Here is a 26,100-nt window from a genome sequence, read left to right as displayed (position 1 = left end):
TGTGCCTGTGTATGCAGACAGCGGCATGCAAACTACAATCGAGGCATGCGCGCAACTGTTCACCTTCTTCTGGCCGGCCTGCTGGCGGCCGGCACCGCCCAGGCCCAGACGGCCGGCAGCTCCGCTGCGGCCGAACCCGCGGCCCAGGCGGCCCCCGCCCCGACGGAATCGTCCGCCGACGAGCCGAACAGCAAGCGCAACCAGAAGGCCGAGCACCTGCGCATCGAGGACGCCGGCAGCCGCGTCGACGAGGTTCGCATCGGCGGCCAGACGCAGAGCATCACCGTGCAGCCCAAGAAGGGCAACATGCCCGCCTACGAGGTCACGCCGTCCGACGGCGTGCGCAACCGGCCCCAGGGCTTCAACGACAACGCCAACAAGAACCCCCGCGTCTGGAAGTTCGGCAGTTTCTGACCCGCACGCATAGGCGATAATCCGTCCTTTCATGTACCCGGCCAGCCGTCTTCGGCTGGCTTTGTTTTGCGGATCGTCGTCCCATGGCCGTTTTCACCGAAGTTTCCGAAAAAGCCGCCAAGGCTTTGCTGCGCCGCGTGCCGCTGGGCCAGTTGCAATCGCTGCGCGGAATCGAAGGCGGCATCGAGAACACCAACTACTTCCTGACCACCGACCAGGGTGAGTACGTGCTCACGCTGTTCGAGCGCCTCACGGCCGAGCAGTTGCCCTTCTACCTGTACCTGATGAAGCACCTGGCGCTGGCGGGCGTTCCCGTGCCCGAGCCGCAGGCCGACGCCAAGACCGGCGACATCCTGCTCGAAGTGCAGGGCAAGCCCGCCGCCATCGTCAACAAGCTGGCCGGCAAGAGCCAGCTGGCCCCGCAGGTGCCGCACTGCCGCTCGCTGGGCGAGATGCTGGCCCGCATGCACCTGGCCGGGCGCGACTACCCGCGCCAGCAGCCCAACCTGCGCGGCCTGCCGTGGTGGAACGAGACCGTGCCCGTGGTGCTGCCCTACCTGGAGCCGGCCGCCGCCGAGCTGCTGCGCTCGGAGCTCGCCTACCAGAACCACATCGCCGCCTCGGCCGCCTACCAGGCGCTGCCGCGCGGGCCGGTGCATGCCGACCTGTTCCGCGACAACGCCATGTTCGAGGGCGAGCAGCTCACCGGCATCTTCGACTTCTACTTCGCCGGCGTCGATACCTTCCTGTTCGACATCGCCGTGTGCCTGAACGACTGGTGCATCGACCTCGCCACCGGCGAGATGGACGAAGCTCGCGCCCAGGCGCTGCTGGCCAGCTACCAGGCGGTGCGGCCGCTGACCGCGCCCGAGCGCGAGCTGCTGGGCGCCATGCTGCGCGCCGGGGCGCTGCGCTTCTGGATCTCGCGGCTGTGGGACTACTACCTGCCGCGCGAGGCCAGCATGCTCACACCGCACGACCCCACGCACTTCGAGCGCGTGCTGCGCCAGCGCGTGGCGGTGCCCCTGGCCTGGTAAACCCCGGCCCCTACCACCCATTGCCCGCTGCGCTACAGTGCAACCAGCATGAAACTCCGCATCGCAACCGCGCGCCAGGGCACCGCCTGGGTGCAGGCAGGCATCAAGACCTTCTTCGCCCAGCCGCTGGCCCTCACTTCCCTGTTCTTCTTCAGCATGATGCTGATGTCGCTGATCGGCTCCATCCCGGTGGTGGGCGCTGCCGTGGCGCTTGGCCTGCTGCCGCTGTCCACGCTGATGATGATGGTGGCGGCCGCCGTCACGCAGCAAGGCGAACGGCCCACGCTGGGCACCATCATCCAGGCGCTGCGCATGGACCCGCAGCGCCGCAACGCCTTCGTGGTGCTGGGCGGCCTGTATGCGCTGGGCTTCGTGGTGGTGCTGGGCATCTCCGCCATCGCTGACGGCGGCCAGTTCGCCAAGCTCAACCTGATGGGCGGCGCGATCAGCCGCGAGGTGGTGGAGCAGCCCGAGTTCCAGCTCGCCATGCTGCTCACGCTGGTGCTGTACGTGCCGCTGTCCATGCTGTTCTGGCATGCGCCAGGGCTGATCTACTGGCACCGCGTGCCGGCCGTGAAGGCCGTGTTCTTCAGCCTTGTGGCCTGCATGCGCAACATGTCGGCCTTCCTGATGTTCGGTCTGGCCTGGATGGGCGTGAGCCTGGGCATCGGCATGGCGCTGGCCCTGCTGGCCACGCTGCTGGGCGCCCTGCTCGGCACCTGGGCGGCCGTGGGCCTGATGGTGCTGGGCTCGCTGATGCTGGCGGCCATGTTCATGGCCTCCATCGTCTTCAGTTTCCGCGACTGCTTCGACGCACCGGACGGCTCGCCGGTGCTCGAAGACTAATCCACCAGCGTCAGTTTGGCCACGGCCAGCGCCAGCCACTTGGTGCCGTGACGCGGGAAGTTCACCTGCGCGCGTGCATCGTCGCCCTGGCCTTCCACGGCCAACACCTTGCCTTCGCCGAACTTGTTGTGGAACACCTGCCGCCCCACCTTGATGCCGTGCGCGGGCTCGGCCTTCTGCGGTGGCACCGGCGGGCTGGCAAAGCGTTCCAGGCTCGCAGATTTGGAGCCAAATCCACCTCCAGCGCCCGTCCGATAAGCGCCACCCGCTCCTGAATTGAAAGCAAGACTGCCCATGCCGCTGCCAAAGCCCGAGTGCTTGGGCGTGATCCACTTGAGCGCGTGCTCGGGCAGTTCGTCCAGAAAGCGGCTGCGGATGTTGTAGCGCGTGGAGCCGTGCAGCATGCGGGTCTGCGTGGTGCTCAGGTACAGGCGCTGGCGCGCGCGGGTGATGGCCACGTACATCAGCCGGCGCTCTTCCTCCAGGCCCTGCTGGTCGCTCATCGCGTTCTCGTGCGGGAACAGGCCCTCCTCCAGGCCCGAGATGAAGACCACGTCGAACTCCAGCCCCTTGCTGGCATGCACGGTCATCAGCTGCACCGCGTCCTGCCCGGCCTGGGCCTGGTTGTCGCCGGCCTCGAGCGAGGCATGCGCCAGGAAGGCCACCAGCGGCGACAGGGTCTCGCCGGTATCGGGGTTGACCAGGTGCGCGGGCGCCGGCGTGGCCGCCAGCGGCTCGTCCAGCACCGGCTGGTTCGGGTTCAGGCCCTGGCTGACCGGGCTTTGCCCCGCGGCGGGAATGCCCGCGGCCGCGTCGGCCAGCTCATCGGTGGGCAGCGCCACCGCATCGCGGCCAAAGCCCTCCTGCGTGACGAAGCTCTCGGCCGCCGTCACCAGTTCGCCCAGGTTGTCGATGCGGTCCGCGCCTTCCTTTTCGGTGCGGTAGTGCTCGACCAGGCCGCTGGCCTCGAGCATGCGCTCTATGGTCTGGCGCAGCGTGGCACCCTGCGTCTCCTCGCGCAGCACATCCACCAGCGCGACGAAGGCCTGCAGCTTGGCGCCGGCCTTGCCCGCCACCAGCGTGACCGCGTCATGCAGCGAGCAGCCCGCGCCGCGCGCGGCCTCCTGCAGCTGCTCGATGCTGCGGGCGCCGATGCCGCGCGGCGGAAAGTTCACCACCCGCATGAAGCTGGTGTCGTCGTGCGGCTGCTCCAGCAAGCGCAGGTAGGCCAGCGCATGCTTGATTTCGGCGCGCTCGAAGAAGCGCAGCCCGCCGTACACGCGGTACGGGATGCCGGCATTGAATAGCGAGGTTTCGAGGATGCGGCTCTGTGCGTTGCTGCGGTAGAGCACGGCGATCTCCTGCCGCGCCACGCCGTCGCTTTTGACCAGCGCCTTGATCTCCTCGACGATCCACTGCGACTCGGCCATGTCGGTCACGGCCTCGTGCACCCGCACCGGCTCGCCCGGGCCTTGCGTGGTGCGCAGGTTCTTACCCAGGCGGCCGCGGTTGTTGGCGATCAGTGCGTTGGCCGAGTCAAGGATGTTGCTGTAGCTGCGGTAGTTCTGCTCCAGCTTGATCTGCTGGCGCACGTCGAACTCGCGCACGAAGTCCTGCATGTTGCCCACGCGCGCGCCGCGGAAGGCGTAGATGCTCTGGTCGTCGTCGCCCACCGCGATCACGCTGCCGGTAGCAACGAAGCGCCCGCCCGCCTCGTGGCCCGCCAGCTGCTTGAGCCACAGGTACTGCAGGCGGTTGGTGTCCTGGAACTCGTCGACCAGGATGTGGCGGAAGCGCCGCTGGTAATGCTCGCGGATCGGTGCGTTGTCGCGCAGCAGCTCGTAGCTGCGCAGCATCAGCTCGCCGAAGTCAACCACGCCCTCGCGCTGGCACTGCTCCTCGTAGAGCTGGTACAGCTCGACCTTGCGGCGGTCGCTCTGATCGCGCGCAGGCACGTCGCCGGGGCGCATGCCCTCTTCCTTGCAGCCGGAGATGAAGTACTGCAGCTGCTTGGGCGGAAAGGCCTCCTCGTCCACGTTGAACTGCTTGCACAGCCGCTTGATGGCCGAGAGCTGGTCCTGCGTGTCGAGAATCTGGAAGCCCTGCGGCAGCTGCGCCGACTGGTAGTGCGCGCGCAGCAGGCGGTTGCACAGGCCGTGGAAGGTGCCGATCCACATGCCGCGCACGTTCACCGGCAGCATCGCGGACAGGCGGGTCAGCATCTCCTTGGCGGCCTTGTTGGTGAAAGTCACGGCCAGGATGCCGCCCGGCGAGGCGCGGCCGGTCTGCAGCAGCCAGGCGATGCGCGTGGTGAGCACCCGCGTCTTACCCGAGCCCGCGCCGGCAAGGATCAGCGCATGCCCTTCGGGCAGGGTCACGGCGGCGAGTTGTTCGGGGTTGAGGTTGTGCAGCAGCGGCAGCGGCGCATCCGGGCCGTCTGGGCCCGGCGCGGCATCGAACAGGTCATTCGGAAACATGGGTGTATTGTGCGGCAGGTGCGGAGCCTCCGATCCAATGCTGCTAGAATCAATCACCGGGCCCAAGTTTTCTTGGCCCGGTTTTTTGTGCCCGGACTCCGCTGCCGGCGCCACAAGCACCGGTTGCCAGACCAAGCGCCCATCCCACTTGTATTTATTGCATGGAGCTTGGATCTCATGGAAATCTTCGACTACGACAACATCCTCTTGCTGCCCCGCAAGTGCCGCGTGGAAAGCCGCGCCGAATGCGACACCAGCGTGGAGCTGGGCAACCGCAGCTTCAAGCTGCCGGTGGTGCCCGCCAACATGAAGACGGTGGTGGACGAGAAGATCTGCACCTTCCTGGCGCAGAACGGCTTCTTCTACGTGATGCACCGCTTCGACATCGACAACGTGGCCTTCACCAAGGACATGCAGTCCAAGGGCCTGTTCGCGTCGATCTCGCTGGGCGTGAAGCAGCCTGACTACGACACCGTCGACCGCTTCGTGGCCGAAGGCGTCTGCCCCGAGTACATCACCATCGACATCGCCCACGGCCATGCCGACAGCGTGAAGAACATGATCCAGTACCTGAAGGCCAAGATCCCCGCGGCCTTCGTGATCGCCGGCAACGTGGGCACGCCCGAGGCCGTGATCGACCTGGAAAACTGGGGCGCCGACGCGACCAAGGTCGGCATCGGCCCGGGCAAGGTCTGCATCACCAAGCTCAAGACCGGCTTCGGCACGGGCGGCTGGCAGCTGTCGGCCCTCAAGTGGTGCGCACGCGTGGCCACCAAACCCATCATTGCCGACGGCGGCATCCGCAGCCACGGCGACATCGCCAAGAGCATCCGCTTCGGCGCCACCATGATCATGATCGGCTCGCTGTTCGCCGGCCACGAGGAGTCGCCCGGCCAGACCGTCGAGGAAAACGGCCAGCGCTTCAAGGAATACTACGGCTCGGCCTCGGACTTCAACAAGGGCGAGTACAAGCACGTGGAAGGCAAGCGCATCCTCGAGCCCGTCAAGGGACTTTTGGCCGACACGCTGACCGAGATGCAGCAGGACGTGCAGTCCTCCATCAGCTACTCGGGCGGCAAGAAGCTCATGGACATCCGCAAGGTCAACTACGTGATCCTGGGCGGCGACAACCAGGGCGAGCACTTGCTGATGTGATGCACCGGGGAACGATCTGCGGGAAAATCAGGATTTTTTCCGCAGACTTCCTCAGAATTGGTGCATAATCGCTGTCTTCGCACTTTTTGATGCGAATCGGGCTCTTAGCTCAGTTGGTAGAGCAGCGGACTCTTAATCCGTTGGTCGAGTGTTCGAGTCACTCAGGGCCCACCAGCTTTTCCGGCACCTGCCATGCGGCAGGCGCTGCATGACCAAACCCTAGCGGTTTTCTTTTTTCGGGCTCTTAGCTCAGTTGGTAGAGCAGCGGACTCTTAATCCGTTGGTCGAGTGTTCGAGTCACTCAGGGCCCACCAACTCCCCACAGCCCAGGCATTGCCTGGGCTGTTTTCATTGGGGCTGCGATACCAGAGCGCCACACCGGCTTTCTGGAGCCCCTTCACCGCGACATGCGGGATTCGGTTAATCTCGCAACGATTTGCAGCAACCGCTGCGGCAGCAACCGCTGCGGCAGCAACCGCTGCGGCAGTATCCACTGCGGCAGCGCTCGCTGCACCCCTGCCCGACCGGCGACCGGCTCCGTCCATGGCCGCCAGCCCCTCGCAGGAGCCCCACTCCCCGAAATTTCACCGCACCAGCGCCACGATGGCGCCGGTGCGGCCTTGCTTGAGCCTATGAATACACCATCCGCCCCGTCATCCACGCCGTCACCGCAGTGGGCGCTCGCCATCGTCCTGGCGCTGCTGGGCATGCTGGGGCCGTTCTCCATCGACACCTACCTGCCGGCCTTCGCCGGCATCGCGCAGTCGCTGTCGGCCAGCCCGCTGCAGATGCAGCAGACGCTGTCGGCCTACCTGTTCGCGTTTGCGTTCATGAACCTGTTCCACGGCGCGTTGTCGGACAGCCTGGGCCGCCGCCCGGTGGTGCTGTGGGGCCTGGCGGCGTTCACCATCGCCTCGGTAGGCTGTGCGCTGGCGCAGGACATCGGCCAGCTGATCTTCTTCCGCGCGCTGCAGGGGGCGAGCACGGGCGCGGGCATCGTGGTCTCGCGCGCGGTGATCCGCGACCTGTTCCCGCCCGCACAGGCGCAGCGGGTGATGAGCCAGGTGACCATCTTCTTCGGCGTGGCGCCGGCCGTGGCGCCCATCATCGGCGGGCTGCTGGTCACCTCCATGCACTGGACGGCGATCTTCTGGTTCCTGACCGGCGTGGGCACCTTCCTGTGGCTGTACAGCTACCGGAAACTGCCCGAGAGCCTGCCGCCGGCCCAGCGCCAGGCCTTCGATCTGAAGAACCTGATGCATGGCTACTGGGAGCTGTGCAGCAGCCCGCGCTTCTTGCTGCTGGCCGTGGCCAGCGGCATCCCGTTCAACGGCATGTTCGTCTACATCCTGTCGGCGCCCACCTTCCTGGGCACGCACATGGGCATGCAGCCCACGCAGTTCTTCTGGTTCTTCTGCTGCACGATCGGCGGCATCATGGTCGGCGCCTGGGTCAGCGGCCGGCTGGCCGGCCGGATTCCGCCAAAGCGCCAGGTGCGCCACGGCTTCCTGATCATGTTCGTGGTGTCCATCGTCTACCTGGCGCTGAACATCGTCTTCAAGCCGCACCCGTCCTGGGCGCTGTTCCCGCTGGGCATCTACTCGTTCGGCTGGGCGCTGATGACGCCGGTGGTCACGCTGATGGTGCTGGACCTGCACCCCGAGCGCCGCGGCCTGGCCTCGTCACTGCAGGCGGTGGTGTCGTCGGCGGCCAACGGCCTGGTGGCCGGCGTGGTCGCGCCGATGGTGATGGACTCGACCGTGCTGCTCGCCATCAGCTCGGTGGCGATGATGCTGACCGGCCTGCTGAGCTGGGTGTATTTTCACCACCGCTGGCCGGACATCGGCCGGCACGCAACCAGCTAAGCATCCTTGAGCGGCGCTTCGCCGCCCTCTCTAGCATCGATTACCCATAAAAAAGCTGCCAGCGCTTATGTATCAAGCGCTGGCAGCTATTTTTTTAGGAGTTATCGCTTAGCGATTCTCGCCGCGGCCCCGGCCACCCGCGGGCACGTAGGGCCGGCTGCCGCCAGCGGGAGCTGCACGGCGCGGCGCGCCCGGCCCAGCGCGATTGCCGCCGCGATCACCGCCACGGCTGTCGCCCTGGAAGCCGCCGCGCGAGTCGCCACGGCGGTCGCCGCCAAAGCGGTCATTGCGCTCGAAGCTGCGCTCGCCGCCACCGCCACCGAAACGGCGCTCGGCCGGCTGGTCGCGGCGCTCGAAGCGGGCATCGCCACCTGCGGGGCGGCGGTCTTCGAAGCGGCCTTCGGGCCGGCCCTCGAAGCGGCCGTCACGGCGGCCTGCACCCGCATCGCCGAAGCCCGGCTTGCGGCCGTAGCCATCCTGGTCGCGGCGCGGGCCAAAGCCACGATCGCCACCACGCTCATTGCGTCCGCCGCGGTCGCCGCCGAAGCCGCCACGGTCACCGCCGAAACCGCCGCGCCCTGCCGGACGGCCACGGTCACCACGGCCACCGCCACGCGGGCCTTCATTGCGGCCGCTGGGGAAACGCTGCGTGGGCTCCAGGCCCGGCACCACATCCGCCGTGAACTGCTGGCGCGTGTAGGCCTCGATGTCGAAGATGCGGCGGCGATCGCGGAACTCGGCAAAGGTGACTGCCAGGCCGGCGCGGCCCGCACGGCCGGTACGGCCGATGCGGTGGGTGTAGTCCTCGGCCTTCATCGGCAGGCCGTAGTTGAAGACGTGGGTGATGGTGGGCACGTCGATGCCGCGTGCCGCCACGTCGGTGGCCACCAGGATCTGCACCTGGCCGTTGCGCAGCGCCATCAGGCGGCGGTTGCGCAGGCCCTGGCTCAGCGCGCCGTGCAGTGCCACGGCAGAGAAGCCCGCCTGCTGCAGGTCGCCTGCCAGGCCGTCGCACTCGATCTGGGTGCTGGCGAAGACGATGGCCTGGTTGATCGTGGTGTCGCGCAGCCAGTGGTCGAGCAGGCGGCGCTTGTGGTCCGAGTTGTCGGCCCAGAAGAGCTTCTGCTCGATGTTGGCGTGCTTTTCCTGCGGCGTGGCGATCTGGATCTTCTTCACGCTGGCGCCGTTGTCGTGCATCACGCGCATGGCCAGCTGCTGGATGCGCGGCGCGAACGTGGCGCTGAACATCATGGTCTGGCGGCGGGCGATGGTGAGCTGGTTGACCTCGGCCAGGTCGTCGGAGAAGCCCAGGTCGAGCATGCGGTCGGCCTCGTCGACCACCAGGAACTGCACCTGGTCGAGCTTGATCTGCAGCGAGCGCTGCAGGTCCAGCAGGCGGCCGGGCGTGGCCACGACCAGGTTGGCGTTCTGCAGCTTGGCGATCTGCAGCTGGTAGGGAATGCCGCCGACCACGTTGGCGATGCGCAGGCCCTTGCAGTGGCGCACCAGCTCGATCGCGTCGTGCGCCACCTGCTGGGCCAGCTCGCGCGTGGGGCACAGCACCAGCGCGCCCGGCTGCGCGGCCTTGAAGCTGCGCGGGCTCATGGGGTTCTTGCGCTTGGGGCGCTTGGGAGCCGGCTCGCCGTTGGCGGCGGCTTCGGCGCACAGGCGCTCGTATTCGGCGCGCTCGGCCGCCTGGGCCTCGGCCTGCTGCTGGAGCAGCGTGTGCAGCACGGGCAGCAGGAAGGCCGCGGTCTTGCCGCTGCCGGTCTGGCTGGAGACCATCAGGTCGATGTGGCTGCCGGCATCGCCCTGCAGCGCAAACGGGATGGTCTGCTCTTGCACGGCGGTAGGCTGGGTGTAGCCGAGTTCCTGCACGGCCTGCAGCAGCTCGGGCGCGAGACCCAGCTCCACAAAGCCGTTCGGCACTTCGACCACATCGGCCGCATCGGCCTCTGCGGCGACAACGGCTTCGGCGCCGTCGTCAGCCAGGGCGGCCTGGGCCACTACACGGTCCAGCGCGCTGGTGTTGTCGGAATCCACGGAAATGGAACGTTCTGCAGGCGCGGCATCGCCCTGCACGGAAAAATCATGCGTCATCATTGAGCTCGAAAAGCAAAGGGACAGCGCACGCGCAGGCGCAAGGCCTGAACATGGCACCGATCCGGATGGTTTCAAATACATCAACCATCAAACGGAACCGGCTTGTCAAAGAAGCAGGTGGGCTGTTCTGTCTAGCCGAGGCTTGCGCCTTGCTGGGAGCCCGATGAATGAAGGGAGATGTGCGTGTTACCCGCCACAGAATCCATAGGCATTGGCGGGTAGCCCGCAATTATCGCACAAACCCGGGTTTTCCCCAAATGGGTTCGGTTTATGCCGCTTGGCCGGCCTCGGCCCCGACCCGCAAAAACCCACCCCGGTAGTAAGCCAGCTCATCGATGGATTCATGCACATCGGCCAGCGCGGTGTGCTTCTGGGCCTTCTTGAAGGCGGTCACCAGCTCGGGGCGCCAGCGGCGGGCCAGTTCCTTCAGCGTGCTGACGTCGATGTTGCGGTAGTGGAAGAAGGCTTCGAGCTGCGGCATGTACTTGACGAGAAAGCGCCGGTCCTGGCCGATGCTGTTGCCGCACATGGGTACCTTGCCCTTGGGCGCATAGTGCCGCAGGAACTGCAGCACCGCCTTCTGCGCCGCGGCTTCGTCGATGGTGGAGGCGCGCACGCGCTCGGTGAGGCCGCTTCGGCCATGCGTGCCGCGGTTCCAGGCATCCATCTTGGCCAGCTCCTCCTCACTCTGGTGGATGGCGATGACCGGCCCTTCCACGCGCACGGCCAGGTCGGGGCTAGTGACGACGACGGCGATCTCGATGATGCGGTGCGCCTCGGGATCGAGCCCGGTCATCTCGCAGTCGAGCCAGATCAGGTTCAGGTCGGACTTGGCCAGCGCGGGAGCCTCGGCCGGTGCGGCCGCTTCAGGGATGTTCGGAATAACCATGGCCGGTATTGTCACTGATCCCCTACACTTGCCTGCTTTGCAACCCACGCTGCATCCGCTCTTGACCGCCTCCCTCCTGTTCACCCTGGCATTTGCCGTGGCACTGTGCGCCGGCACCCTGCTCAAGCTCTGGCTGGCCAGCCGCCAGATCCGCCATGTGGCGCGGCACCGCGACGCCGTGCCCGCCGGCTTTGCCGAGCGCATCAGCCTGGCCGCGCACCAGAAAGCCGCGGCCTATACCGTGGCCAAGGCGCGCTTCGGCATGCTGGAGCTGGCCCTGGGCGTGGCCGTGCTGCTGGGCTGGACGCTGCTGGGCGGGCTGGATGCGCTGAACGCCGCGCTGCTGTCGTGGCTGGGCGGTGGCCTGTGGCAGCAGCTGGCGCTGGTCGCCGCCTTCGTGCTGATCGGCGGCCTGATCGACCTGCCCGCCGGCTGGTGGCAGACCTTCGTGATCGAGCAGCGCTTCGGCTTCAACAAGATGACGCCCGGCCTGTGGCTGGCCGACCTGCTCAAGGGCACGCTGATGGGCGCGGTGATCGGCCTGCCGATCCTGGCGCTGATCCTGTGGCTGATGGGCGCCGCGGGCCGCTGGTGGTGGCTGTGGGCCTGGGCGGTGTGGATGGGCTTCAACCTGCTGCTGATGGTGGTCTACCCGACCTTCATCGCGCCACTGTTCAACAAGTTCGAGCCGCTGGCCGACGAGGCGCTCAAGGGCCGCGTGCAGGCGCTGATGCAGCGCTGCGGCTTCTCGGCCAAGGGCCTGTTCGTGATGGACGGCAGCCGCCGCAGCGCGCATGCGAACGCCTACTTCACCGGCTTCGGCGCCGCCAAGCGCGTGGTGTTCTTCGACACCCTGCTGCAAAAGCTCGATGCCGACGAGGTCGATGCCGTGCTGGCGCACGAGCTGGGGCATTTCAAGCACAAGCACATCGCCAAGCGCATGGCCGGCATGTTCGTGCTGACGCTGGCCGGCTTTGCGCTGCTGGGCTGGCTGTCGCGCCAGGGCTGGTTCTACACCGGCCTGGGAGTCACGCCCAACTTCAACATCGCGGGCGTGCCGGGTTCGGCGCCCAACGATGCGCTGGCGCTGCTGCTGTTCATGCTGGCGGTGCCGGTGTTCAGCGGATTCGTGTCGCCGCTGGTGTCGGGCTGGTCGCGCCGCCACGAGTTCGAGGCCGATGCCTACGCCGCGCGCCAGACCGATGCGCGGCACCTGCATACGGCGCTACTCAAGCTGTACGAGGACAACGCCTCGACGCTGACGCCCGATCCGCTGTACGTGCGCTACTACTACTCGCACCCGCCGGCCGTCGAGCGCATGGCCCACCTGCAACATTTGCAAGCGCAGGCGGCCGCATGAAGCGCTCTTCCCGCACATCCGCCGCCAGCGCCGCCACGGCGCTCACCGGCCTGGTCGTCGCCAGCCACGGCCGCCACTGCGTGGTCGAGACGCCCGACGGCGTGCGCCGCATCTGCCATCCGCGCGGCAAGAAGAGCCAGGCCGTGGTCGGCGACCAGGTGCTGTGGCAGCCGCCACCGCCCGGCCAGGGCGACGAGGGCACCATCGAGAAGGTGCAGGAGCGCCGCAGCCTGTTCTACCGCCAGGACGACATCCGCACCAAGACCTTCGCCGCCAACCTCGATCAATTGCTGATCCTGATCGCCGCCGAGCCGGTGTTCAGCGAGATGCAGCTGGCGCGCGCCTTGATCGCTGCCGAGGCCGCGCACATCAGGCCCATCATCGCGCTCAACAAGATGGATCTGCGCGAGCCCTTTCTGCGCGCCTGGGAGCGGCTGGAACCGTATCGCACCATGCGCGATGCCGAGGACGACCCACCGCACTACACGGTGCTGCCGTTTGCGCTGGAGGGTGCGGATGAAGAAGACCGCGACGCCATCTACGGCCTGCTCGAAGGCAAGACCACCCTGGTGCTCGGCCCGTCCGGCGTGGGCAAAAGCACCTTGATCAACCTGCTGATCCCCGGCGCCAACGTGGCCACCAACGAGATCTCGCAGGCGCTGAACACCGGCAAGCACACGACCACCAGCACCACCTTGTACTGGGTGGATGAGGCGCGCACCACGGCCCTCATCGATTCGCCCGGCTTTCAGGAATTCGGCCTCTACCATATTGAACCCACGCAGCTGGCCGCCTGCATGCCGGACATTGGCGCCCATGCCAAGGACTGCAAGTTCTACAACTGCACCCACCTGCACGAGCCGGGCTGCGGCGTGATCGATACGATCAAAAACGGCCACGACGCCCTACCCATCAGCGCGAACCGCTACTCTATCTATAGCGATCTGTTTGCCGAACTCAGCCAGCAGCGCTACTGAACTCCGGCGGCGACACCTCGGCGTGGCGCAGGTCGACCTCGGCTTTCAGGAAGTCCAGCACGGCCCGCGTGCGCGCCGGAAGGCGTTCGGGCTTGCCGAGGTAGATGGCATGGATGGGCTCGAGCACGCCGGTGTTGAAGTCCTCCAGCACCACCGCCAGCCGGCCCGCGGCCAGGTCGGGCCAGGCGTGGTAGAGCGATAGCCGCGCCAGCCCCGCGCCCTGCATGGCCAGGTTGCGCATCACGTCGCCGTCGTTCACGCGGACCAGATCGCCTATGTCCACATCGACCTTGCGCCCGTCCACGCAGAAGGGCCAGTTCGGCACCGCGCGCTGGTAGTTCCAGCCGATGCGCACATGGTGGCGCAGCTCGTCCGGGTGCTGGGGGCAGCCGCGCCGGTGCAGGTAGTCGGGCGAGCCCACGATCACCTGGCGCGTGCGGCCCAGCAGGTGGGCCACCATGTCCGACGGCGGCAGCTCGCCCCATCGGATCGCAATGTCCGCCCGCGCCTCGATCAGGTCCACCACCTGGTCGGTGAAGCTCAGGTCCAGCCGCAGCCCGGGGTGCGCCTCCATCAACCGGGACACCAGCGGCACCAGCAGCAGCTGGCCGGTGGACGAGCTGGCGTTGATGCGCACCACGCCGCGCGGCTGGCTGCGCGCGGCCGCGGCCGCCTCCGCGTCGTTCAGCTCGGCCAGCGCCCGCTTGCCGCTGTCCAGAAACTGGCTGCCCTCGGGCGTGAGCTGCAGGCGCCGCGTGCTGCGCAGCAGCAGCTGCACATTCAGCCGCGCCTCCAGCCGCGCGACGATCTTGCTCACCGCCGACGGCGATACGCCCAGCACCCGCGCCGCCGCCGAGAAGCTGCCGCGCTCGGCCACCAGCACGAATACCTCCAGCTCGCCGGAACGGTTGACTTCGACGGGAGACGGGGCCGCCGCGGCGGCGCGTGGGTGGGAGTTCATGGCAGGCCTGGGCAACACGCTGGAAGGGTAGATTGTCTGCGTTTATTTGTTCCTTGTGGGCACAAATATCTTTCCACTGTTCCATCTACACAGGTAAATACCTGCGTTCCACAATCCATGCCTCATCCACAAGAAAGGATTTCCCCCATGCCTGCGTCCCTCTGGGCCCTGGCTGCCGGCGCCTTCGGCATCGGCACCACCGAATTCATCATCATGGGCCTGCTGACCCAGGTCAGCCAAAGCCTGGACATTTCCATCCCCACGGCCGGCACCCTGATCTCGGGCTACGCGATCGGCGTGGCCGTGGGCGCGCCGGTGCTCACGCTGGCCACCCGCCGCTGGCCGCGCAAGCTGCTGCTGATGGGTCTGATGCTGATCTTCATCGCCGGCAATGCCGCCGCCGCGCTGGCCCCGGACTATGGCTGGCTGCTGGCGGCGCGGGTGCTCACTTCCCTCACCCACGGCACCTTCTTCGGCGTGGGCGCCGTGGTGGCGACCAGCCTGGTGGCGCCCGACAAGAAGGCGTCGGCCATCGCGCTGATGTTCTCGGGCCTCACGCTGGCCACCCTGCTCGGCGTGCCGGCCGGTGCCTGGGTGGGCCAGCAATGGGGTTGGCGCATGGCCTTTGCGGCGGTGGCCGTGGTGGGCGTGCTCGCGCTGGCCGTGCTGGCCGTCTTCGTGCCGCGCCATCTGCCCCAGCCAGCAGCCGCGCCGCTGGGCGAGGAGCTGGCCGTGCTGCGCCGGCCGCAGCTGTGGCTGGGCCTGGCCATCACCGTGTTCGGCTTTGCCGGCGTGTTTGCGCTCTACACCTATATCGAGCCCCTGCTCAGCCAGGTGACCCGCATGGACAGCGGCCTGATCGCCATCACCCTGCTGCTGTTCGGCGCCGGGCTCGCCGCCGGCAACCTGCTGGGCGGCAAGCTGGCCGACCGCCGCGGCGTGGCGCGTGCGCTGGTCGCCTCGCTGGCGGCGCTGGCGGTCACGCTGGCCCTGGGCCGCTGGGCCTTCGGCCAGGCGGTGCCGGCCATGGCCTATGTCGTCGTCCTCGGCGTGGTGGCGTTCGCCACCGTGGCCCCCATGCAGATGCGCGTGCTGGACGACGCCGGCCCGCAGGGAGCGAGCCTGGCCTCCAGCCTGAACATCGCCGCCTTCAACCTGGGCAATGCCCTCGGCGCCTGGGTGGGCGGCGCGATCATCGCCGGCGGGCTCGGCCTGCTCTGGCTGGGCTGGGGCGCGGCCGCCCTGTCGGCACTGGGGCTGGCGCTGGCCCTGCTTGGCCAGCGCGGTGGCACTGCGCTGGCGTCGGGCCGCGGCATCGCCCCTGCCATCCAACCATCAACCCATTGAAAGAAAACACCATGGAATACCGCTATCTGGGAAGCTCCGGCCTGAAGGTGCCGGCCCTGGGATTCGGCACCGGCACGTTCGGCGGCCAGGGCCCCTTGTTCAGCGCCTGGGGGCAAAGCGGCGTGCCGCACGCCCGGCGCATGATCGACATCTGCCTCGATGCCGGCGTCAACCTGTTCGACAGCGCCGATGTCTATTCCGACGGCGCCTCCGAAGCCGTCCTGGGCGAAGCGCTGGCCGGCCGCCGCCACCAGGCCCTGATCTCCACCAAGATCGGGCTGCGCACCGGCCCGGGGCCAAACGATCTGGGCAGTTCCCGCCAGCACCTGGTCGCGGGTGTGGAGGCGGCGCTGAAGCGCCTGAAGACCGACTACCTCGACCTGCTGCAGCTGCATGCCTTCGACGCCCACACGCCGGTGGAACAGGTGCTGCAGGTGCTGGACGAACTGGTCCGCTCGGGCAAGGTGCGCTACATCGGCGTGTCCAACTTCTCGGGCTGGCAGCTGATGAAGTCGCTGAGCGCTGCCGACCGCCTGGGCCTGAGCCGCTATGTGGCCAACCAGGCCTACTACTCGCTGATCGGCCGCGACTTCGAGTGGGAGCTGATGCCCCTGGGCCAGGACCAGGGCGTGGGCACCCTGGTGTGGAGCCCGCTGGGCTGGGGCCGGCTGACCGGCAAGCTGCGCCGCGGCCAGCCCCTGCACGAGCAAAGCCGGCTGCACCAGACCGCGCAGTTCGCGCCGCCGGTGGAGGACGAGCGGCTGTTTCGCGTCGTCGATGCGCTGGCGGCCGTGGCGGAGGATACCGGCAAGACCATCGCACAGGTGGCCATCAACTGGCTGCTGCAGCGCCCCACCGTGGCCAGCGTGTTGATCGGCGCCCGCGACGAGGCCCAGCTGCAGCAGAACCTGGGCGCGCTGGGCTGGAGCCTGAGCCCCGAGCAGCAGCGCCTGCTGGACGATGCCAGCGCGGTCATGCCGCCCTATCCCTACTACCCCTACTGGAACGGCCAGTTCAGCGAGCTGGCGCCGCCGGCCGTGCGCTCCAGCGTGCAGACGATCTGATCCGGCAAGGGGCCGGGATGCAGCTGGCCCGCCCGGACGGATGGGCCAGCTGCAGAATTCAAGGTGAAATTCGGCTGTAACGCCCTGTCAGCAAGCGCCAATAGCTACTTAGTTAATAGCGAACTTTGGCGTATTTTCGCCGATAGCCGCGCTCCTCGCGGCTCATTGTTGACAAATAGATTTTCTATATCTATTTGAAAGTATCTATAGTTTTAACAGTTTTACGCTGGAAAGAACTATATGCTGCTCCAACACCTCCTCGGTATGCGCCGCATACCACGCATGAGAAGCGCTATGCGCGCCACCTGGGCCCTGGCGGCAGGTGGACTGACGTCCGTTGCCGCCCAGGCCGCCATCGACGTCAACCACGGCTTCAGCCCGTCGACGGTCATCGTGGGCCAGCCCACGACGCTGACCGTGCACCTGATCAACCAGAATGCGGCGGCGGCGACCGGAACCGGCGTTTCCATTCCCCTCGCGGGACTGAACGTCACCAACCTCGCCACCACCTGCGCGCCCGGCACCGTCGCCATGTCGGGCTCGGATCTGGTGCTCACCAATGGCACCCTGTCCGCCGCACCCGACGGGCAATGCGAGATCACCGCCCAGGTCAGCGCCCCGTCCGCAGGCACCTATGTCAGCGACATCGCGGCGGGAACGGCCACCTCGTCGCAGGGCAGCAACACCAGCGCGTCGAGCGTGGCCCTGCGCGTGAACGCGCTGGCGCCGATCACGGGCAGCAAGGCGTTCAGCCCCACAACGATCCGCGGCGGCGGCACCTCGACCGTCAGCATCACGCTGAAGAATCCCAACAACGTTCCGCTGACGAATGCCGCGCTGACGGACAACCTGCCCGCGCGGCTGGTCGTCGCCAACCCGGCCAACGCCACCACGAGCTGCGGCGGCACGGTGACCGCCGCGCCCGGCGCGGCAAGCGCCAGCCTGGCAGGCGGCACCATCACCGCCCAGGGCGCCTGCACGCTCAGCTTCAACGTCACGCCCGCCGACCCCAATGTGTTCTTCAGCGGCGGCCAGACGAATACCATCGCGTCCAACAGCGTGACGGCGGACTACGGCGCCACCAACATCGCGCCGTTCAGCGGCTCGGCCACCGTCACCACCGGGGCGCGCATCCTGAAGAACTTCGTCGAAGACCCGGTGCCCAACGGCGGCTCCGCCCGTTTCACGCTACTGGTCCAGAATTTCAACGCCACCCCGCTGGCCAACGTCACTTTCACCGACAACGTGCCGGCGGGCATACGGCCCACGGCCATCAATGGCAACAGCTGCAATGGCACGGCCTCGTTCACCGACACCTCGGTCAGCCTGAGCGGCGGCACCGTGGCCGGCGTGAGCGACTGCACCATCGATGTGCAGTACACCCCGGTCAACACGACGGGCAACTACATCACCGCCACCAACAACCAGGCGAACTTTGCCCCCAGTCCGCTGCAGTTCGGCTCCGTCGGCGTGGCGGTGGTGGGAGACAGCGTGACCATCAACCCGGGCGGACCCGGCCCCGGCATCAGCGTCGTCAAGACCTTCAATGGCCAGCAGAGCGTGACCGACGCGAACGCGGGCCGGCAAACCAACACCCTCCAGATGGTGCTGACGCTGTCCAACAGCGCGGCAGCGCCTGCAGCGATCACCTCGATCACCGATGACCTCGGCCTGATGGGCACCTCGTTCAGCGTGGGCGGACCGGCCGGCAACACCTGCGGCAGCACCGTCAATGCGCCCGTGGGCGGCAGCCGCATCGACATCGCCGGCGGCGCGATTCCTGCCAGCGGCTCGTGCACCGTCTCGGTGCCGATCAGGATCGGCGGCGACGCCACGGTGGGCCTGCACCGCAACCGCATCGGCGGCACCTCCGGCCAGGGCGATGCCAACCTGGTCATCGCGGGCGGCGGCGTCTGGCCGAACATCCAATGGGCGGAAGTCAGCGCGAGCGCGGCGCTCACGGCAGGCAAGTCCTTCAGCCCCACCACGATCTCGTCCGGGCAGACCACGTCGACCATGACCATCACGCTGAACCGCGCCGCGGGCGCCACCGAGCTGACGAATGTCTCGTTCACCGACACCTTCCCCGGCACCCCGTTCGTGCTGGAGGCCAAGAGCCTGGTGAGCAACAGCTGCGGCGGCACGCTCGACTGGGCGACGCCGGGCCAGCTCTCGCTGACCGGCGGCACGATCCCGGTCCCGCCGGCCGGCCAGAACACGGCCAGCAGTTGCACCATCGTCGTCGAAGTGGGCGCGCCCGCCGGCGCCAACGGCACCATCACCAACAGCCTGCCGGCCCGCTCCATCACCACCGCCGAAAAGGTTGCCAGCAACAACGGCGCCTCGGCCTCGCTCACCGCATCGAGCGCCTCGCTGCAGCTGAGCAAGGAGTTCAGCAAGACGACCCTGGACCGCCTGGGCGACAAGACCACGCTGAAGCTGATCATCAGCAACACCGAGGGCGCTCCCACGCAGACGGGGATCAAGCTGGTGGACAACCTGCCCTTCGGCATGGCGGTGGCAGACCCGCCCAACCTGGCCGTCTCCGGCAGCTGCACCATCGCAGCGGCCGACCTGAAGGCCGCGGCAGGCGCCACCACCGTGGAGGTGGCCGGCGCAGGAGCCACTGCGCCCGCAGGCGCCACCTGCGCGATCGCGGTCGATGTGGTGGGCACGGCCTACGGCAACCTGACCAACCGCATCCCGGCCGGCGGCATGGTGTCGTCGACCGGCCTGAGCAACACCGGCCCGGCCCAGGCCACGGTGTCGGTGATCGGCGAGGGCGACGTGGGCGTGAGCATCACCAACAACGCCAATGGCGTGCAGCAAGGCGGCAGCACCACCTACGTGGTCGTCGCCACCAACCACGGCGACACGGATATCGCCGGCGTGACCCTGAGCAACACGCCGCCGGCCGGCATCACCTACGGCAGCTGGACCTGCACCGCCGCCGGCGGCGCCACCTGCCCGGCGGCCAGCGGCAGCGGCAACCTGTCGGAGCTGATTTCGCTGCCCGCCGGCGGCGCGCTGACCTACACCATCACCGCCGCAGTGGCCGCGGACCTCACGGGCTCGGTGACCAACACGGCCACCCTGGTCATTCCTGCCGCCGTGCACGACACCAACCCCGGCAACAACAGCGCCAGCGATACCGATCCGGTGCTGGTGCGCAACGGCGAGCCGCGCAAGGTGCCCACGACGAACCCAGCCGGCCTGGCATTGCTGGGCGCCACGCTGATCGGCGCCGCCTGGAGCATCCGGCGCAAGGGCCGCAAGTCGCAGGGCTGACGCCCGTCCAACGGCAAAGCGCCCCATCCCTGCAGCAGGGATGGGGCGCTTTGTTTTGAGGGGAACGTGCCCAGATGCGGGGCGTTAGCCCAGCAGGCGTGCCAGCGTGAGCAGCGCCAGCAGCAACATCCACACCACCACCGAGCGCCACACCAGTCCCACCACGCTGCGCAGGTGGCCGACCTCGGGGTCGCGCCCCGGCGTGGTGCTGCCATCGCCGTCCAGCGGGCCGGCCTCGTCGGCCGCGGCGCTGCGCGCGCGCAGGGCGGCGCCGCCCAGGCGGATATCGATGGCGCCGGCGGTGGCCGCGAGGATCACGCCGTCGTCGTCATTGGGGAAGAGCTGGGTCTGGAAGCGCCAGTTGTCGATGGCCTGCTCGAAGTTGCCCACCGCCGCAAAGCTCACCGCGGTGAGCCGCGCCGGCAGCCAGTCGATGGCCGACCAGGCGGCGCTGGCCGCGCGCTGCATGGCGGCGCTGGCGTCGGCCATGCGGCCGCCGGGGCCCAACACGCGGCCGACGAACTCGGCCATGCGGTAGAACACCGCGCCCGCCGGACCCAGGCCCAGCGCCGAGCCTATGGAATAGCAGGCGAGCACGCCGAACACATGGCGGTGCGCCGCCAGCACCGAATACTCGATGACGTGGCGCACGATCTCGCTGCGCGGCAGGTCATCGGCCTGCACCTGCTGCCAGTCGGCCAGGTACTGGCGCGCCTGGGCCTCGTCGCCGGATTCCAGCGCGTCGCGGATGCGGGTGAAATGGTGGCTGAACTGGCGAAAGCCCAATGTCACATACAGCACCACCACGTTCCACACCATGGCCAGCGGCCAGCCCACCAGGTAGCTCAGCAGCCAGTCCACGCCCAGCGCCAGCGCCGTGGGCAGCAGCACCGCCACGCACCAGGCAAGGCGGCCATGGTGGCGCTGTCCGGCATCGAGATTGCGGCTGACCCACTGCACCCAGGCGCGCACCGCGGCATAGACCGGATTACCCCGGTCCAGCGGCCTGGCCTGCTCCAGCAGCAATGCGATCAGCGTGGCGAAAAAACTCATGGGCGCACATCATACCCAGGCAAGGGCAATGACAGGAAGCGGTAGAAGTTGCGCAGCATGCCCGCCGTGGCACCCCATATGAAACGCTCCTTGCCGGTCGCCGGATCGGCATAGGGCATGGACAGCCAGCGCCGGCGCATGTCCTGCATCTGGAACAGCTGCCACTGGTGGTGGGCCGGGTTCATCAGGAACGACAGCGGCACCTCGAACACATCGGCCACCTCGCCGGGATTGGGGCGCAGCTCCATCGGCGGCGTCACCAGCGCCACCACGGGCGTGATGTCGAAGCCCGAGCCGGTCTCGTACTGCGGCAGGCTGCCGATGACCTCGGCCTGCGAGCGCTCCAGGCCCACCTCTTCCCAGGCCTCGCGCAGCGCGGCGTCGGCGGCGTCGCGGTCGCTCTCGTCCTGCCGGCCGCCGGGAAAGGCGATCTGGCCCGAGTGGTTCGACAGGTTGTGCGTGCGCTCGGTCAGCAGCAGGTACAGCTCCTCGCGCTGCACCAGCGCCACCAGCACGGCGGCCTTGGCGACGGGGCGGGTGCTCCAGCGGCCCTCGGTGCTGACCTCGGGCTGCCAGGGCGCGTGCTCCAGCGCAAAGCGGTGGCGCAGCGCGCCGGCGGTCAGCTGCGCGGCATCGATGGCGGGCAGTTGGGCGTCCACGCCGACCACCGGCACCTTTCGCGGATCGAAGCCGGGAATGCTGGACATCGGGCGCGGCATGCTGGTGTCTGGTGCTGGCGTCAACTCAGGAGTCCTCATCTGGGCACGGCGATGAAAAAAGCCGCTACACGCGAGCGTAGCGGCTTTCAGGGCACGAAGCGTGCGGCTGTGGATTATTCCGCAGCAGCGACAGCCACGGCTGCCTTGCGTGCCGGCAGCTTTTCCTTGATACGGGCCGACTTGCCGCTGCGCTCGCGCAGGTAGTACAGCTTGGCACGGCGCACATCGCCGCGGCGCTTGACTTCGATGCTGGCGATCAGCGGGCTGTAGGTCTGGAACGTACGCTCCACGCCTTCGCCGCTGGAGATCTTGCGCACGGTGAAGCCGCTGTTCAGGCCACGGTTGCGCTTGGCGATCACCACGCCTTCGTAGGCCTGCACGCGCTTGCGGGTGCCTTCGACCACGTTCACGTTCACCACGACGGTGTCGCCGGGGCCGAAATCGGGAACGGTCTTGTTCAGGCGGGCGATTTCTTCCTGCTCGAGGATCTGGATCAGATTCATGTTGACATCCAACGATCTTGCGCGCGCCATGGAGTTGGCTGACCGCGTGGCCCACAAGGGCCTGGCGGCGTATTGTTTCTCTCGCCATCGAGAAAAACGGCCGTGCAGAGGATCGGTAAACCGAGGATTATAGCAGCTTGCCGGATTGCTTCAAGACCTGCTCGTCCTGCTTGCCGAGCGCACCCGCCTGGCGTGCCTGCTGCAGCAGCTCGGGCCGGTGCTCGGCCGTGGTGCGCAGGCGCTCGTCGCGGCGCCAGCGCTCGATGCGCGCATGGTGGCCGGACAGCAGCGGCTCGGGCACCGGCGCGCCCTCCCACACCTCGGGCCGGGTGTAGTGCGGGCAGTCGAGCAGGCCGTCGAGCGCAGGGTTGAAGCTGTCGAGCTGGTGGCTGCCTTCGTCATGCAGCACGCCGGGCTGCAGCCGGGCGATGGCGTCGAGCAGCGCCATCGCCGCGATCTCGCCGCCGGACAGCACGAAGTCGCCCAGGCTGAGCTGCGCATCGACATGCTTGTCGATGAAACGCTGGTCCACGCCCTCGTAGCGCCCGCACAGCAGCACGGCGCCGGCGCCGTCCGACCACTGCTGCACCACGGCATGCCGGATGGTTTCGCCGATGGGCGAAAACAGCACCAGCGGCGCCTGCGCGTCCGGGGTTTCAGCCCGGTCTGCACGGATCGCCGCCAGGCAGCGCGCCAGCGGCTCAGCCATCATCACCATGCCGGGACCGCCGCCGAAGGGGCGATCGTCCACGCGGCGGTAGTTGCCTTCGGCAAAGTCGCGCGGATTCCAGCAGTGCACCGCCACCTGGCCGCTCTGGTAGGCGCGGCGCGTCACGCCGCTGGCCAGGAAGGGCTCGAACAGCTCGGGGAACAGCGTGATGACGTCAAAGCGCATGCAGAACCTGGGTTGTCAGTAGTCGGGTTGCCAGTCGACGGTGATGCGCTTGTCCTGCAGCGACACATCGTCCACAAAGGCCGCGACGAAGGGAATCATGCGCTCGCGCTCCTTGCCCTCTTCCTCGTAGCCGATGACCAGCACGGTCTGCGGGCCGGTGGACATCAGGTCGCGCACCACGCCCAGCGCCACGCCTTCGCGGTTGACCACGGCCAGGCCCATCAGGTCGACCCAGTAGTACTCGTCGTCGCCGGCCTTCGGAAAATCGGCGCGCGACACGAACACCCGCGCGCCCTTGAGGCTCTCGGCGGCGTTGCGATCGTCGATGCCTTCGGCCGATGCCACCACCGTGTCGCCATGGAAGCGCGATTGGCGCATGGCCAGCGCCACGGTGCCGCTGAAGTGCTTCGCGCCCTTTTCCGAGGGCAGCAGGAACCACTGCTTGGCCTGGAACAGCGCCTGCGGATCGGCGCTGTGCGTCAGCACCTTGAACCAGCCCTTGACGCCCCAGGCATCCAGGATGCGGGCGACCTCGATGGCGTCGGCGGGCAGTTCGGCGGGCGTGAGGGGCGTGGATGCGGGTTGCATGATTTGGAAAGCAAAAAAAGCGAAAGCCGTCAGTCCAGGACCAACGGCCTCCGCTCGGGATGGTAGCGATCTACCGGGGCTTAAGCGGCCTGCTTGGCAGCTTGCTTGGCCAGGCGGTCCACCGTGTCGGACGTCTGGGCGCCCACGCTCTTCCAGTAGGCGAGGCGGTCCTGTGCGAGGCGCAGGGTTTCTTCGCCGCCCTTAGCGGTGGGGTTGTAGAAGCCGATGCGCTCGATGAAGCTGCCATCACGGCGCACGCGCTTGTCAGCAACGACGATGTTGTAGAAAGGACGGGCCTTGGCGCCGCCGCGGGAGAGTCGAATTACGACCATAATGAATCCTTCGGGTGGAGATGTTTTCTGCCACGTTTGAGACACGCAACTAGCCACCCGGCCAGAGACACGCAGCAAAGCCACGCATTATACGATTTTCGACCGACCATGCCAAGCATTCGCGCCAGTACCGCAGCAGATATCCCCCACATCACCCGCATCTACGCCCACCACGTGCTGCACGGCACCGGCAGTTTCGAGACCGATCCCCCTTCCGAATCCGACATGGCGCAGCGCCGCAGCGACGTGCTGGCGCGCGATTTGCCCTACCTGGTGGCCGAGCAGGACGGGCAGGTGCTGGGCTTTGCCTATGCCAACTGGTTCAAGCCGCGCCCGGCCTATCGCTTCTCGGCCGAGGACTCGATCTACGTCGATGCCGATGCCCAGGGCCTGGGCCTGGGCCGGCTGCTGCTGCAGGCGCTGCTGGCGCAGGCCGAGGCCGGCGGCGTGCGCAAGATGATCGCGGTGATCGGCGACTCGGCCAACCAGGGCTCGGTGGGCCTGCACGCCGCGCTGGGCTTTGCGCACGTGGGCACGATGAAGTCGGTGGGCTGGAAGTTCGGCCAGTGGCGCGACGTGGTGCTGATGGAAAAGACCCTGGGCGCCGGCGACACGACCGCACCCGCCGCTGCCTGAGCCCCGCCATGACGAAGAACAAGACCGTGGCGACCTGGCTCGCCTTCGTGGGCGGGCCGCTGGGCCTGCACCGCTTCTACCTGCACGGGCTGCGCGACAGCTGGGGCTGGCTCTTCCCGATCCCGACGGCGCTGGGCCTGTATGGCATCGAGCGGCTGAAGGAATACGGCGTGGACGACCAGATGAGCTGGATGCTGATCCCGCTGCTGGGCTTCACCATCGCCGTGGGCGCGCTGATCGCCATCCTGTACGGGCTGTCAACGCCGGAGAAGTGGAACGCCCGGCACAACCCGCCGTTGGAGCCTGAACACCCGGCCGGCCGCACCAACTGGTTCACCGTCTTCGGCATCGCCACCGCACTGATGCTGGGCACGGCGGTGCTGATGGCCAGCCTGGCCTACAGCTTCCAGCACTACTTCGAGTACCAGATCGAAGAGGCGCGCAAGATCTCGCAAGACCCGCAATAAAAAAAAGAGCTGCTAGCGCTTACTCCGCAATGGATTCAGATAGTTTCATATCTGAAATCCTTACGGAACAAGCGCCAGCAGCTCTCTTTTTTGAATCAGCCGCTCCGGTCAGAACAGCTGCAGGCTCACCCAGTAGGCGAATGCCGCAACGAAGGCGCTGGCCGGAATGGTCAGCACCCAGGCCCAGACGATGTTGCCCGCCACGCCCCAGCGCACGGCGCTCGCGCGCTGCGTGGAGCCCACGCCGACGATGGCGCCGGTGATGGTGTGGGTGGTGGACACCGGCACGCCCAGCGCGGTGGCGATGAACAGCGTCAGCGCGCCGCCGCTCTCGGCGCAGAAGCCGCCGACCGGCTTGAGCTTGGTGATCTTCTGCCCCATGGTCTTGACGATGCGCCAGCCGCCGAACATGGTGCCCAGCGCGATGGCCGAGTAGCAGGCCACGATGGCCCAGGTCGGCGGGTTCGGGTCGCTGGCCGAGGCGTAGCCGGTGGACAGCAGCAGCAGCCAGATGATGCCAATGGTCTTCTGCGCGTCGTTGCCGCCGTGGCCCAGGCTGTAGGCGCCGGCCGAGAGCAGCTGCAGCCGGCGGAACCACTTGTCGATGCGGGCGGGGCTCTTGCGGCGGAAGATCCAGGCCACCACCACCATCATCAGCGAGCCGAGGATGAAACCCAGCAGCGGCGACACGAAGATGAACAGCACCGTCTTCCAGATGCCGCTGGCGATCAGCGCACCCGAGCCGGCCTTGGCGATCACCGAGCCGACGATGCCGCCGATCAGCGCGTGCGACGAGCTGCTCGGGATGCCGTAGTACCAGGTGATGACGTTCCAGGTGATGGCGCCCACCAGCGCGCCGAAGACCACGTGCGTGTCGACGATGCCCGGCTGGACGATGCCCTTGCCGATGGTGGCCGCCACGCTGAGGTGGAACACGAAGATCGCGACGAAGTTGAAGAAGGCCGCGAACACCACGGCCTGCGTGGGCTTGAGCACGCCGGTGGAGACGACGGTGGCAATGGAGTTCGCCGCATCATGAAAGCCGTTCATGAAGTCGAACACGATCGCCAGCGCCACCAGCACCACGATCACCCACAGGGCAGTTTGCATGGTTTCCATCGAAG

General features: G+C 67.6%; 23 protein-coding genes and 2 tRNA genes. 14 read left to right on the top strand and 11 right to left on the bottom strand.

The window, feature by feature from the left end; genetic code table 11:
• The first annotated feature begins 45 nt into the window (after positions 1-45).
• The 3 genes from ACYVKR_RS23385 (at position 46) to ACYVKR_RS23375 (ending at position 2,297) form a co-directional block, all read left to right on the top strand.
• A complete protein-coding gene (locus ACYVKR_RS23385) occupies positions 46-414 on the top strand; it encodes a hypothetical protein (protein WP_460483384.1) in 369 nt (122 codons plus the stop codon).
• An 83-nt stretch (positions 415-497) separates the two neighbouring features.
• On the top strand, positions 498-1,451 hold the full coding sequence (locus tag ACYVKR_RS23380; protein ID WP_460483383.1) for a homoserine kinase: 954 nt from the start codon (positions 498-500) through the stop codon (positions 1,449-1,451).
• 48 nt (positions 1,452-1,499) lie between these two features.
• A complete protein-coding gene (locus ACYVKR_RS23375) occupies positions 1,500-2,297 on the top strand; it encodes a BPSS1780 family membrane protein (protein WP_460483382.1) in 798 nt (265 codons plus the stop codon).
• On the opposite strand, the gene ACYVKR_RS23370 is transcribed toward ACYVKR_RS23375, so the two are convergent.
• Complete coding sequence (locus tag ACYVKR_RS23370; RefSeq protein WP_460483381.1) at positions 2,294-4,774, bottom strand: UvrD-helicase domain-containing protein; 2,481 nt, start codon at positions 4,772-4,774, stop codon at positions 2,294-2,296. The two genes, ACYVKR_RS23375 and ACYVKR_RS23370, sit on opposite strands and share 4 nt — an antisense overlap.
• Before the next feature lie 177 nt (positions 4,775-4,951).
• Here ACYVKR_RS23370 and ACYVKR_RS23365 point away from each other — a divergent pair, with 177 nt between their 5' ends.
• The 4 genes from ACYVKR_RS23365 (at position 4,952) to ACYVKR_RS23350 (ending at position 7,794) form a co-directional block, all read left to right on the top strand.
• Positions 4,952-5,929 (top strand): guanosine monophosphate reductase, encoded by a 978-nt coding sequence (locus tag ACYVKR_RS23365; RefSeq protein WP_460483380.1) that lies wholly within the window; start codon positions 4,952-4,954, stop codon positions 5,927-5,929.
• 98 nt (positions 5,930-6,027) lie between these two features.
• Positions 6,028-6,103 (top strand) — tRNA-Lys (locus ACYVKR_RS23360).
• 64 nt (positions 6,104-6,167) lie between these two features.
• Positions 6,168-6,243, top strand: a tRNA-Lys gene (locus ACYVKR_RS23355).
• A gap of 318 nt (positions 6,244-6,561) precedes the next feature.
• The gene (locus ACYVKR_RS23350; RefSeq protein ID WP_460483379.1) at positions 6,562-7,794 is read left to right on the top strand and encodes a multidrug effflux MFS transporter; all 1,233 of its coding nucleotides are present in this window, start codon (positions 6,562-6,564) and stop codon (positions 7,792-7,794) included.
• Between the two features lie 108 nt (positions 7,795-7,902).
• Here the strand turns inward: ACYVKR_RS23350 and ACYVKR_RS23345 are convergent, their stop codons facing one another.
• Positions 7,903-9,894 (bottom strand): DEAD/DEAH box helicase, encoded by a 1,992-nt coding sequence (locus ACYVKR_RS23345; RefSeq protein ID WP_460483378.1) that lies wholly within the window; start codon positions 9,892-9,894, stop codon positions 7,903-7,905.
• Between the two features lie 271 nt (positions 9,895-10,165).
• Positions 10,166-10,771, bottom strand: coding sequence for an oligoribonuclease (gene orn / locus ACYVKR_RS23340; protein ID WP_460483578.1), 606 nt, complete (start codon positions 10,769-10,771; stop codon positions 10,166-10,168).
• A 13-nt stretch (positions 10,772-10,784) separates the two neighbouring features.
• Here orn and ACYVKR_RS23335 point away from each other — a divergent pair, with 13 nt between their 5' ends.
• Entirely contained in the window at positions 10,785-12,146 is a 1,362-nt protein-coding gene (locus ACYVKR_RS23335) for a M48 family metallopeptidase (RefSeq protein ID WP_460483377.1), read from the top strand.
• Positions 12,143-13,123, top strand: a complete 981-nt coding sequence (gene rsgA, locus ACYVKR_RS23330; RefSeq protein ID WP_460483376.1) for a ribosome small subunit-dependent GTPase A — start codon at positions 12,143-12,145, stop codon at positions 13,121-13,123. Before ACYVKR_RS23335 ends, rsgA begins: the two co-directional genes overlap by 4 nt.
• On the opposite strand, the gene ACYVKR_RS23325 is transcribed toward rsgA, so the two are convergent.
• Entirely contained in the window at positions 13,104-14,084 is a 981-nt protein-coding gene (locus tag ACYVKR_RS23325) for a LysR family transcriptional regulator (protein ID WP_460483375.1), read from the bottom strand. The genes rsgA and ACYVKR_RS23325 overlap by 20 nt on opposite strands.
• 147 nt (positions 14,085-14,231) lie before the next feature.
• On the opposite strand from ACYVKR_RS23325, the gene ACYVKR_RS23320 reads away from it, so the two are divergent.
• From ACYVKR_RS23320 to ACYVKR_RS23310, 3 genes are all read left to right on the top strand, one after another.
• Positions 14,232-15,431 carry an MFS transporter gene (locus ACYVKR_RS23320; RefSeq protein ID WP_460483374.1) on the top strand — a complete coding sequence of 400 codons (1,200 nt, stop codon included), beginning with the start codon at positions 14,232-14,234 and terminating at the stop codon, positions 15,429-15,431.
• Positions 15,432-15,442: 11 nt separating this feature from the next.
• Positions 15,443-16,495: an aldo/keto reductase gene (locus tag ACYVKR_RS23315; protein ID WP_460483373.1), complete on the top strand. Its 1,053-nt coding sequence runs from the start codon at positions 15,443-15,445 to the stop codon at positions 16,493-16,495.
• A 294-nt stretch (positions 16,496-16,789) separates the two neighbouring features.
• A complete protein-coding gene (locus tag ACYVKR_RS23310; protein WP_460483372.1) occupies positions 16,790-19,783 on the top strand; it encodes a beta strand repeat-containing protein in 2,994 nt (997 codons plus the stop codon).
• A gap of 84 nt (positions 19,784-19,867) precedes the next feature.
• Here ACYVKR_RS23310 and ACYVKR_RS23305 read toward each other — a convergent pair whose 3' ends face one another.
• The 6 genes from ACYVKR_RS23305 to rpsP all read right to left on the bottom strand — a co-directional run bounded on the left by ACYVKR_RS23305 (position 19,868) and on the right by rpsP (position 23,873).
• Positions 19,868-20,836, bottom strand: coding sequence for a CobD/CbiB family protein (locus tag ACYVKR_RS23305; RefSeq protein WP_460483371.1), 969 nt, complete (start codon positions 20,834-20,836; stop codon positions 19,868-19,870).
• Entirely contained in the window at positions 20,833-21,543 is a 711-nt protein-coding gene (locus tag ACYVKR_RS23300) for an NUDIX hydrolase (protein ID WP_460483370.1), read from the bottom strand. Before ACYVKR_RS23300 ends, ACYVKR_RS23305 begins: the two co-directional genes overlap by 4 nt.
• 125 nt (positions 21,544-21,668) lie before the next feature.
• Positions 21,669-22,058 carry a 50S ribosomal protein L19 gene (rplS, locus tag ACYVKR_RS23295; protein WP_460483369.1) on the bottom strand — a complete coding sequence of 130 codons (390 nt, stop codon included), beginning with the start codon at positions 22,056-22,058 and terminating at the stop codon, positions 21,669-21,671.
• Between the two features lie 127 nt (positions 22,059-22,185).
• Positions 22,186-22,953, bottom strand: a complete 768-nt coding sequence (trmD, locus tag ACYVKR_RS23290; RefSeq protein ID WP_460483368.1) for a tRNA (guanine(37)-N(1))-methyltransferase — start codon at positions 22,951-22,953, stop codon at positions 22,186-22,188.
• Positions 22,954-22,968: 15 nt separating this feature from the next.
• A complete protein-coding gene (rimM, locus tag ACYVKR_RS23285) occupies positions 22,969-23,541 on the bottom strand; it encodes a ribosome maturation factor RimM (RefSeq protein ID WP_460483367.1) in 573 nt (190 codons plus the stop codon).
• Between the two features lie 80 nt (positions 23,542-23,621).
• Positions 23,622-23,873 (bottom strand): small ribosomal subunit protein bS16, encoded by a 252-nt coding sequence (gene rpsP, locus ACYVKR_RS23280; RefSeq protein ID WP_460483366.1) that lies wholly within the window; start codon positions 23,871-23,873, stop codon positions 23,622-23,624.
• A gap of 108 nt (positions 23,874-23,981) precedes the next feature.
• Here rpsP and ACYVKR_RS23275 point away from each other — a divergent pair, with 108 nt between their 5' ends.
• Together ACYVKR_RS23275 and ACYVKR_RS23270 are read left to right on the top strand one after the other, a co-directional pair.
• Complete coding sequence (locus tag ACYVKR_RS23275) at positions 23,982-24,509, top strand: GNAT family N-acetyltransferase (RefSeq protein ID WP_460483365.1); 528 nt, start codon at positions 23,982-23,984, stop codon at positions 24,507-24,509.
• Positions 24,510-24,517: 8 nt separating this feature from the next.
• On the top strand, positions 24,518-24,976 hold the full coding sequence (locus tag ACYVKR_RS23270; protein ID WP_460483364.1) for a TM2 domain-containing protein: 459 nt from the start codon (positions 24,518-24,520) through the stop codon (positions 24,974-24,976).
• Positions 24,977-25,084: 108 nt separating this feature from the next.
• Here the strand turns inward: ACYVKR_RS23270 and ACYVKR_RS23265 are convergent, their stop codons facing one another.
• The gene (locus ACYVKR_RS23265) at positions 25,085-26,095 is read right to left on the bottom strand and encodes an inorganic phosphate transporter (protein WP_460483363.1); all 1,011 of its coding nucleotides are present in this window, start codon (positions 26,093-26,095) and stop codon (positions 25,085-25,087) included.
• Positions 26,096-26,100 lie beyond the last annotated feature (5 nt).

The sequence above is a fragment of the Comamonas humi genome, assembly GCF_054782535.1.
The sequence above is the reverse complement of the archived record's forward strand: the minus strand, read 5'-3'. Positions and strand labels throughout refer to the sequence as shown.

Bases quoted from the DNA above. Each gene is read 5' to 3' on its own strand.
- ACYVKR_RS23345 (WP_460483378.1), bottom strand. From the start codon at position 9,894: ATGACGCATGATTTTTCCGTGCAGGGCGATGCCGCGCCTGCAGAACGT.
- ACYVKR_RS23275 (WP_460483365.1), top strand. From the start codon at position 23,982: ATGCCAAGCATTCGCGCCAGTACCGCAGCAGATATCCCCCACATCACC.
- ACYVKR_RS23325 (WP_460483375.1), bottom strand. From the start codon at position 14,084: ATGAACTCCCACCCACGCGCCGCCGCGGCGGCCCCGTCTCCCGTCGAA.
- ACYVKR_RS23375 (WP_460483382.1), top strand. From the start codon at position 1,500: ATGAAACTCCGCATCGCAACCGCGCGCCAGGGCACCGCCTGGGTGCAG.
- ACYVKR_RS23315 (WP_460483373.1), top strand. From the start codon at position 15,443: ATGGAATACCGCTATCTGGGAAGCTCCGGCCTGAAGGTGCCGGCCCTG.
- rpsP (WP_460483366.1), bottom strand. From the start codon at position 23,873: ATGGTCGTAATTCGACTCTCCCGCGGCGGCGCCAAGGCCCGTCCTTTC.
- ACYVKR_RS23380 (WP_460483383.1), top strand. From the start codon at position 498: ATGGCCGTTTTCACCGAAGTTTCCGAAAAAGCCGCCAAGGCTTTGCTG.
- trmD (WP_460483368.1), bottom strand. From the start codon at position 22,953: ATGCGCTTTGACGTCATCACGCTGTTCCCCGAGCTGTTCGAGCCCTTC.
- ACYVKR_RS23305 (WP_460483371.1), bottom strand. From the start codon at position 20,836: ATGAGTTTTTTCGCCACGCTGATCGCATTGCTGCTGGAGCAGGCCAGG.
- ACYVKR_RS23320 (WP_460483374.1), top strand. From the start codon at position 14,232: ATGCCTGCGTCCCTCTGGGCCCTGGCTGCCGGCGCCTTCGGCATCGGC.
- rplS (WP_460483369.1), bottom strand. From the start codon at position 22,058: ATGAATCTGATCCAGATCCTCGAGCAGGAAGAAATCGCCCGCCTGAAC.
- ACYVKR_RS23385 (WP_460483384.1), top strand. From the start codon at position 46: ATGCGCGCAACTGTTCACCTTCTTCTGGCCGGCCTGCTGGCGGCCGGC.
- ACYVKR_RS23265 (WP_460483363.1), bottom strand. From the start codon at position 26,095: ATGGAAACCATGCAAACTGCCCTGTGGGTGATCGTGGTGCTGGTGGCG.
- ACYVKR_RS23365 (WP_460483380.1), top strand. From the start codon at position 4,952: ATGGAAATCTTCGACTACGACAACATCCTCTTGCTGCCCCGCAAGTGC.
- ACYVKR_RS23370 (WP_460483381.1), bottom strand. From the start codon at position 4,774: ATGTTTCCGAATGACCTGTTCGATGCCGCGCCGGGCCCAGACGGCCCG.
- rsgA (WP_460483376.1), top strand. From the start codon at position 12,143: ATGAAGCGCTCTTCCCGCACATCCGCCGCCAGCGCCGCCACGGCGCTC.
- ACYVKR_RS23350 (WP_460483379.1), top strand. From the start codon at position 6,562: ATGAATACACCATCCGCCCCGTCATCCACGCCGTCACCGCAGTGGGCG.
- ACYVKR_RS23335 (WP_460483377.1), top strand. From the start codon at position 10,785: ATGGCCGGTATTGTCACTGATCCCCTACACTTGCCTGCTTTGCAACCC.
- rimM (WP_460483367.1), bottom strand. From the start codon at position 23,541: ATGCAACCCGCATCCACGCCCCTCACGCCCGCCGAACTGCCCGCCGAC.
- ACYVKR_RS23300 (WP_460483370.1), bottom strand. From the start codon at position 21,543: ATGTCCAGCATTCCCGGCTTCGATCCGCGAAAGGTGCCGGTGGTCGGC.
- ACYVKR_RS23270 (WP_460483364.1), top strand. From the start codon at position 24,518: ATGACGAAGAACAAGACCGTGGCGACCTGGCTCGCCTTCGTGGGCGGG.
- ACYVKR_RS23310 (WP_460483372.1), top strand. From the start codon at position 16,790: ATGCGCGCCACCTGGGCCCTGGCGGCAGGTGGACTGACGTCCGTTGCC.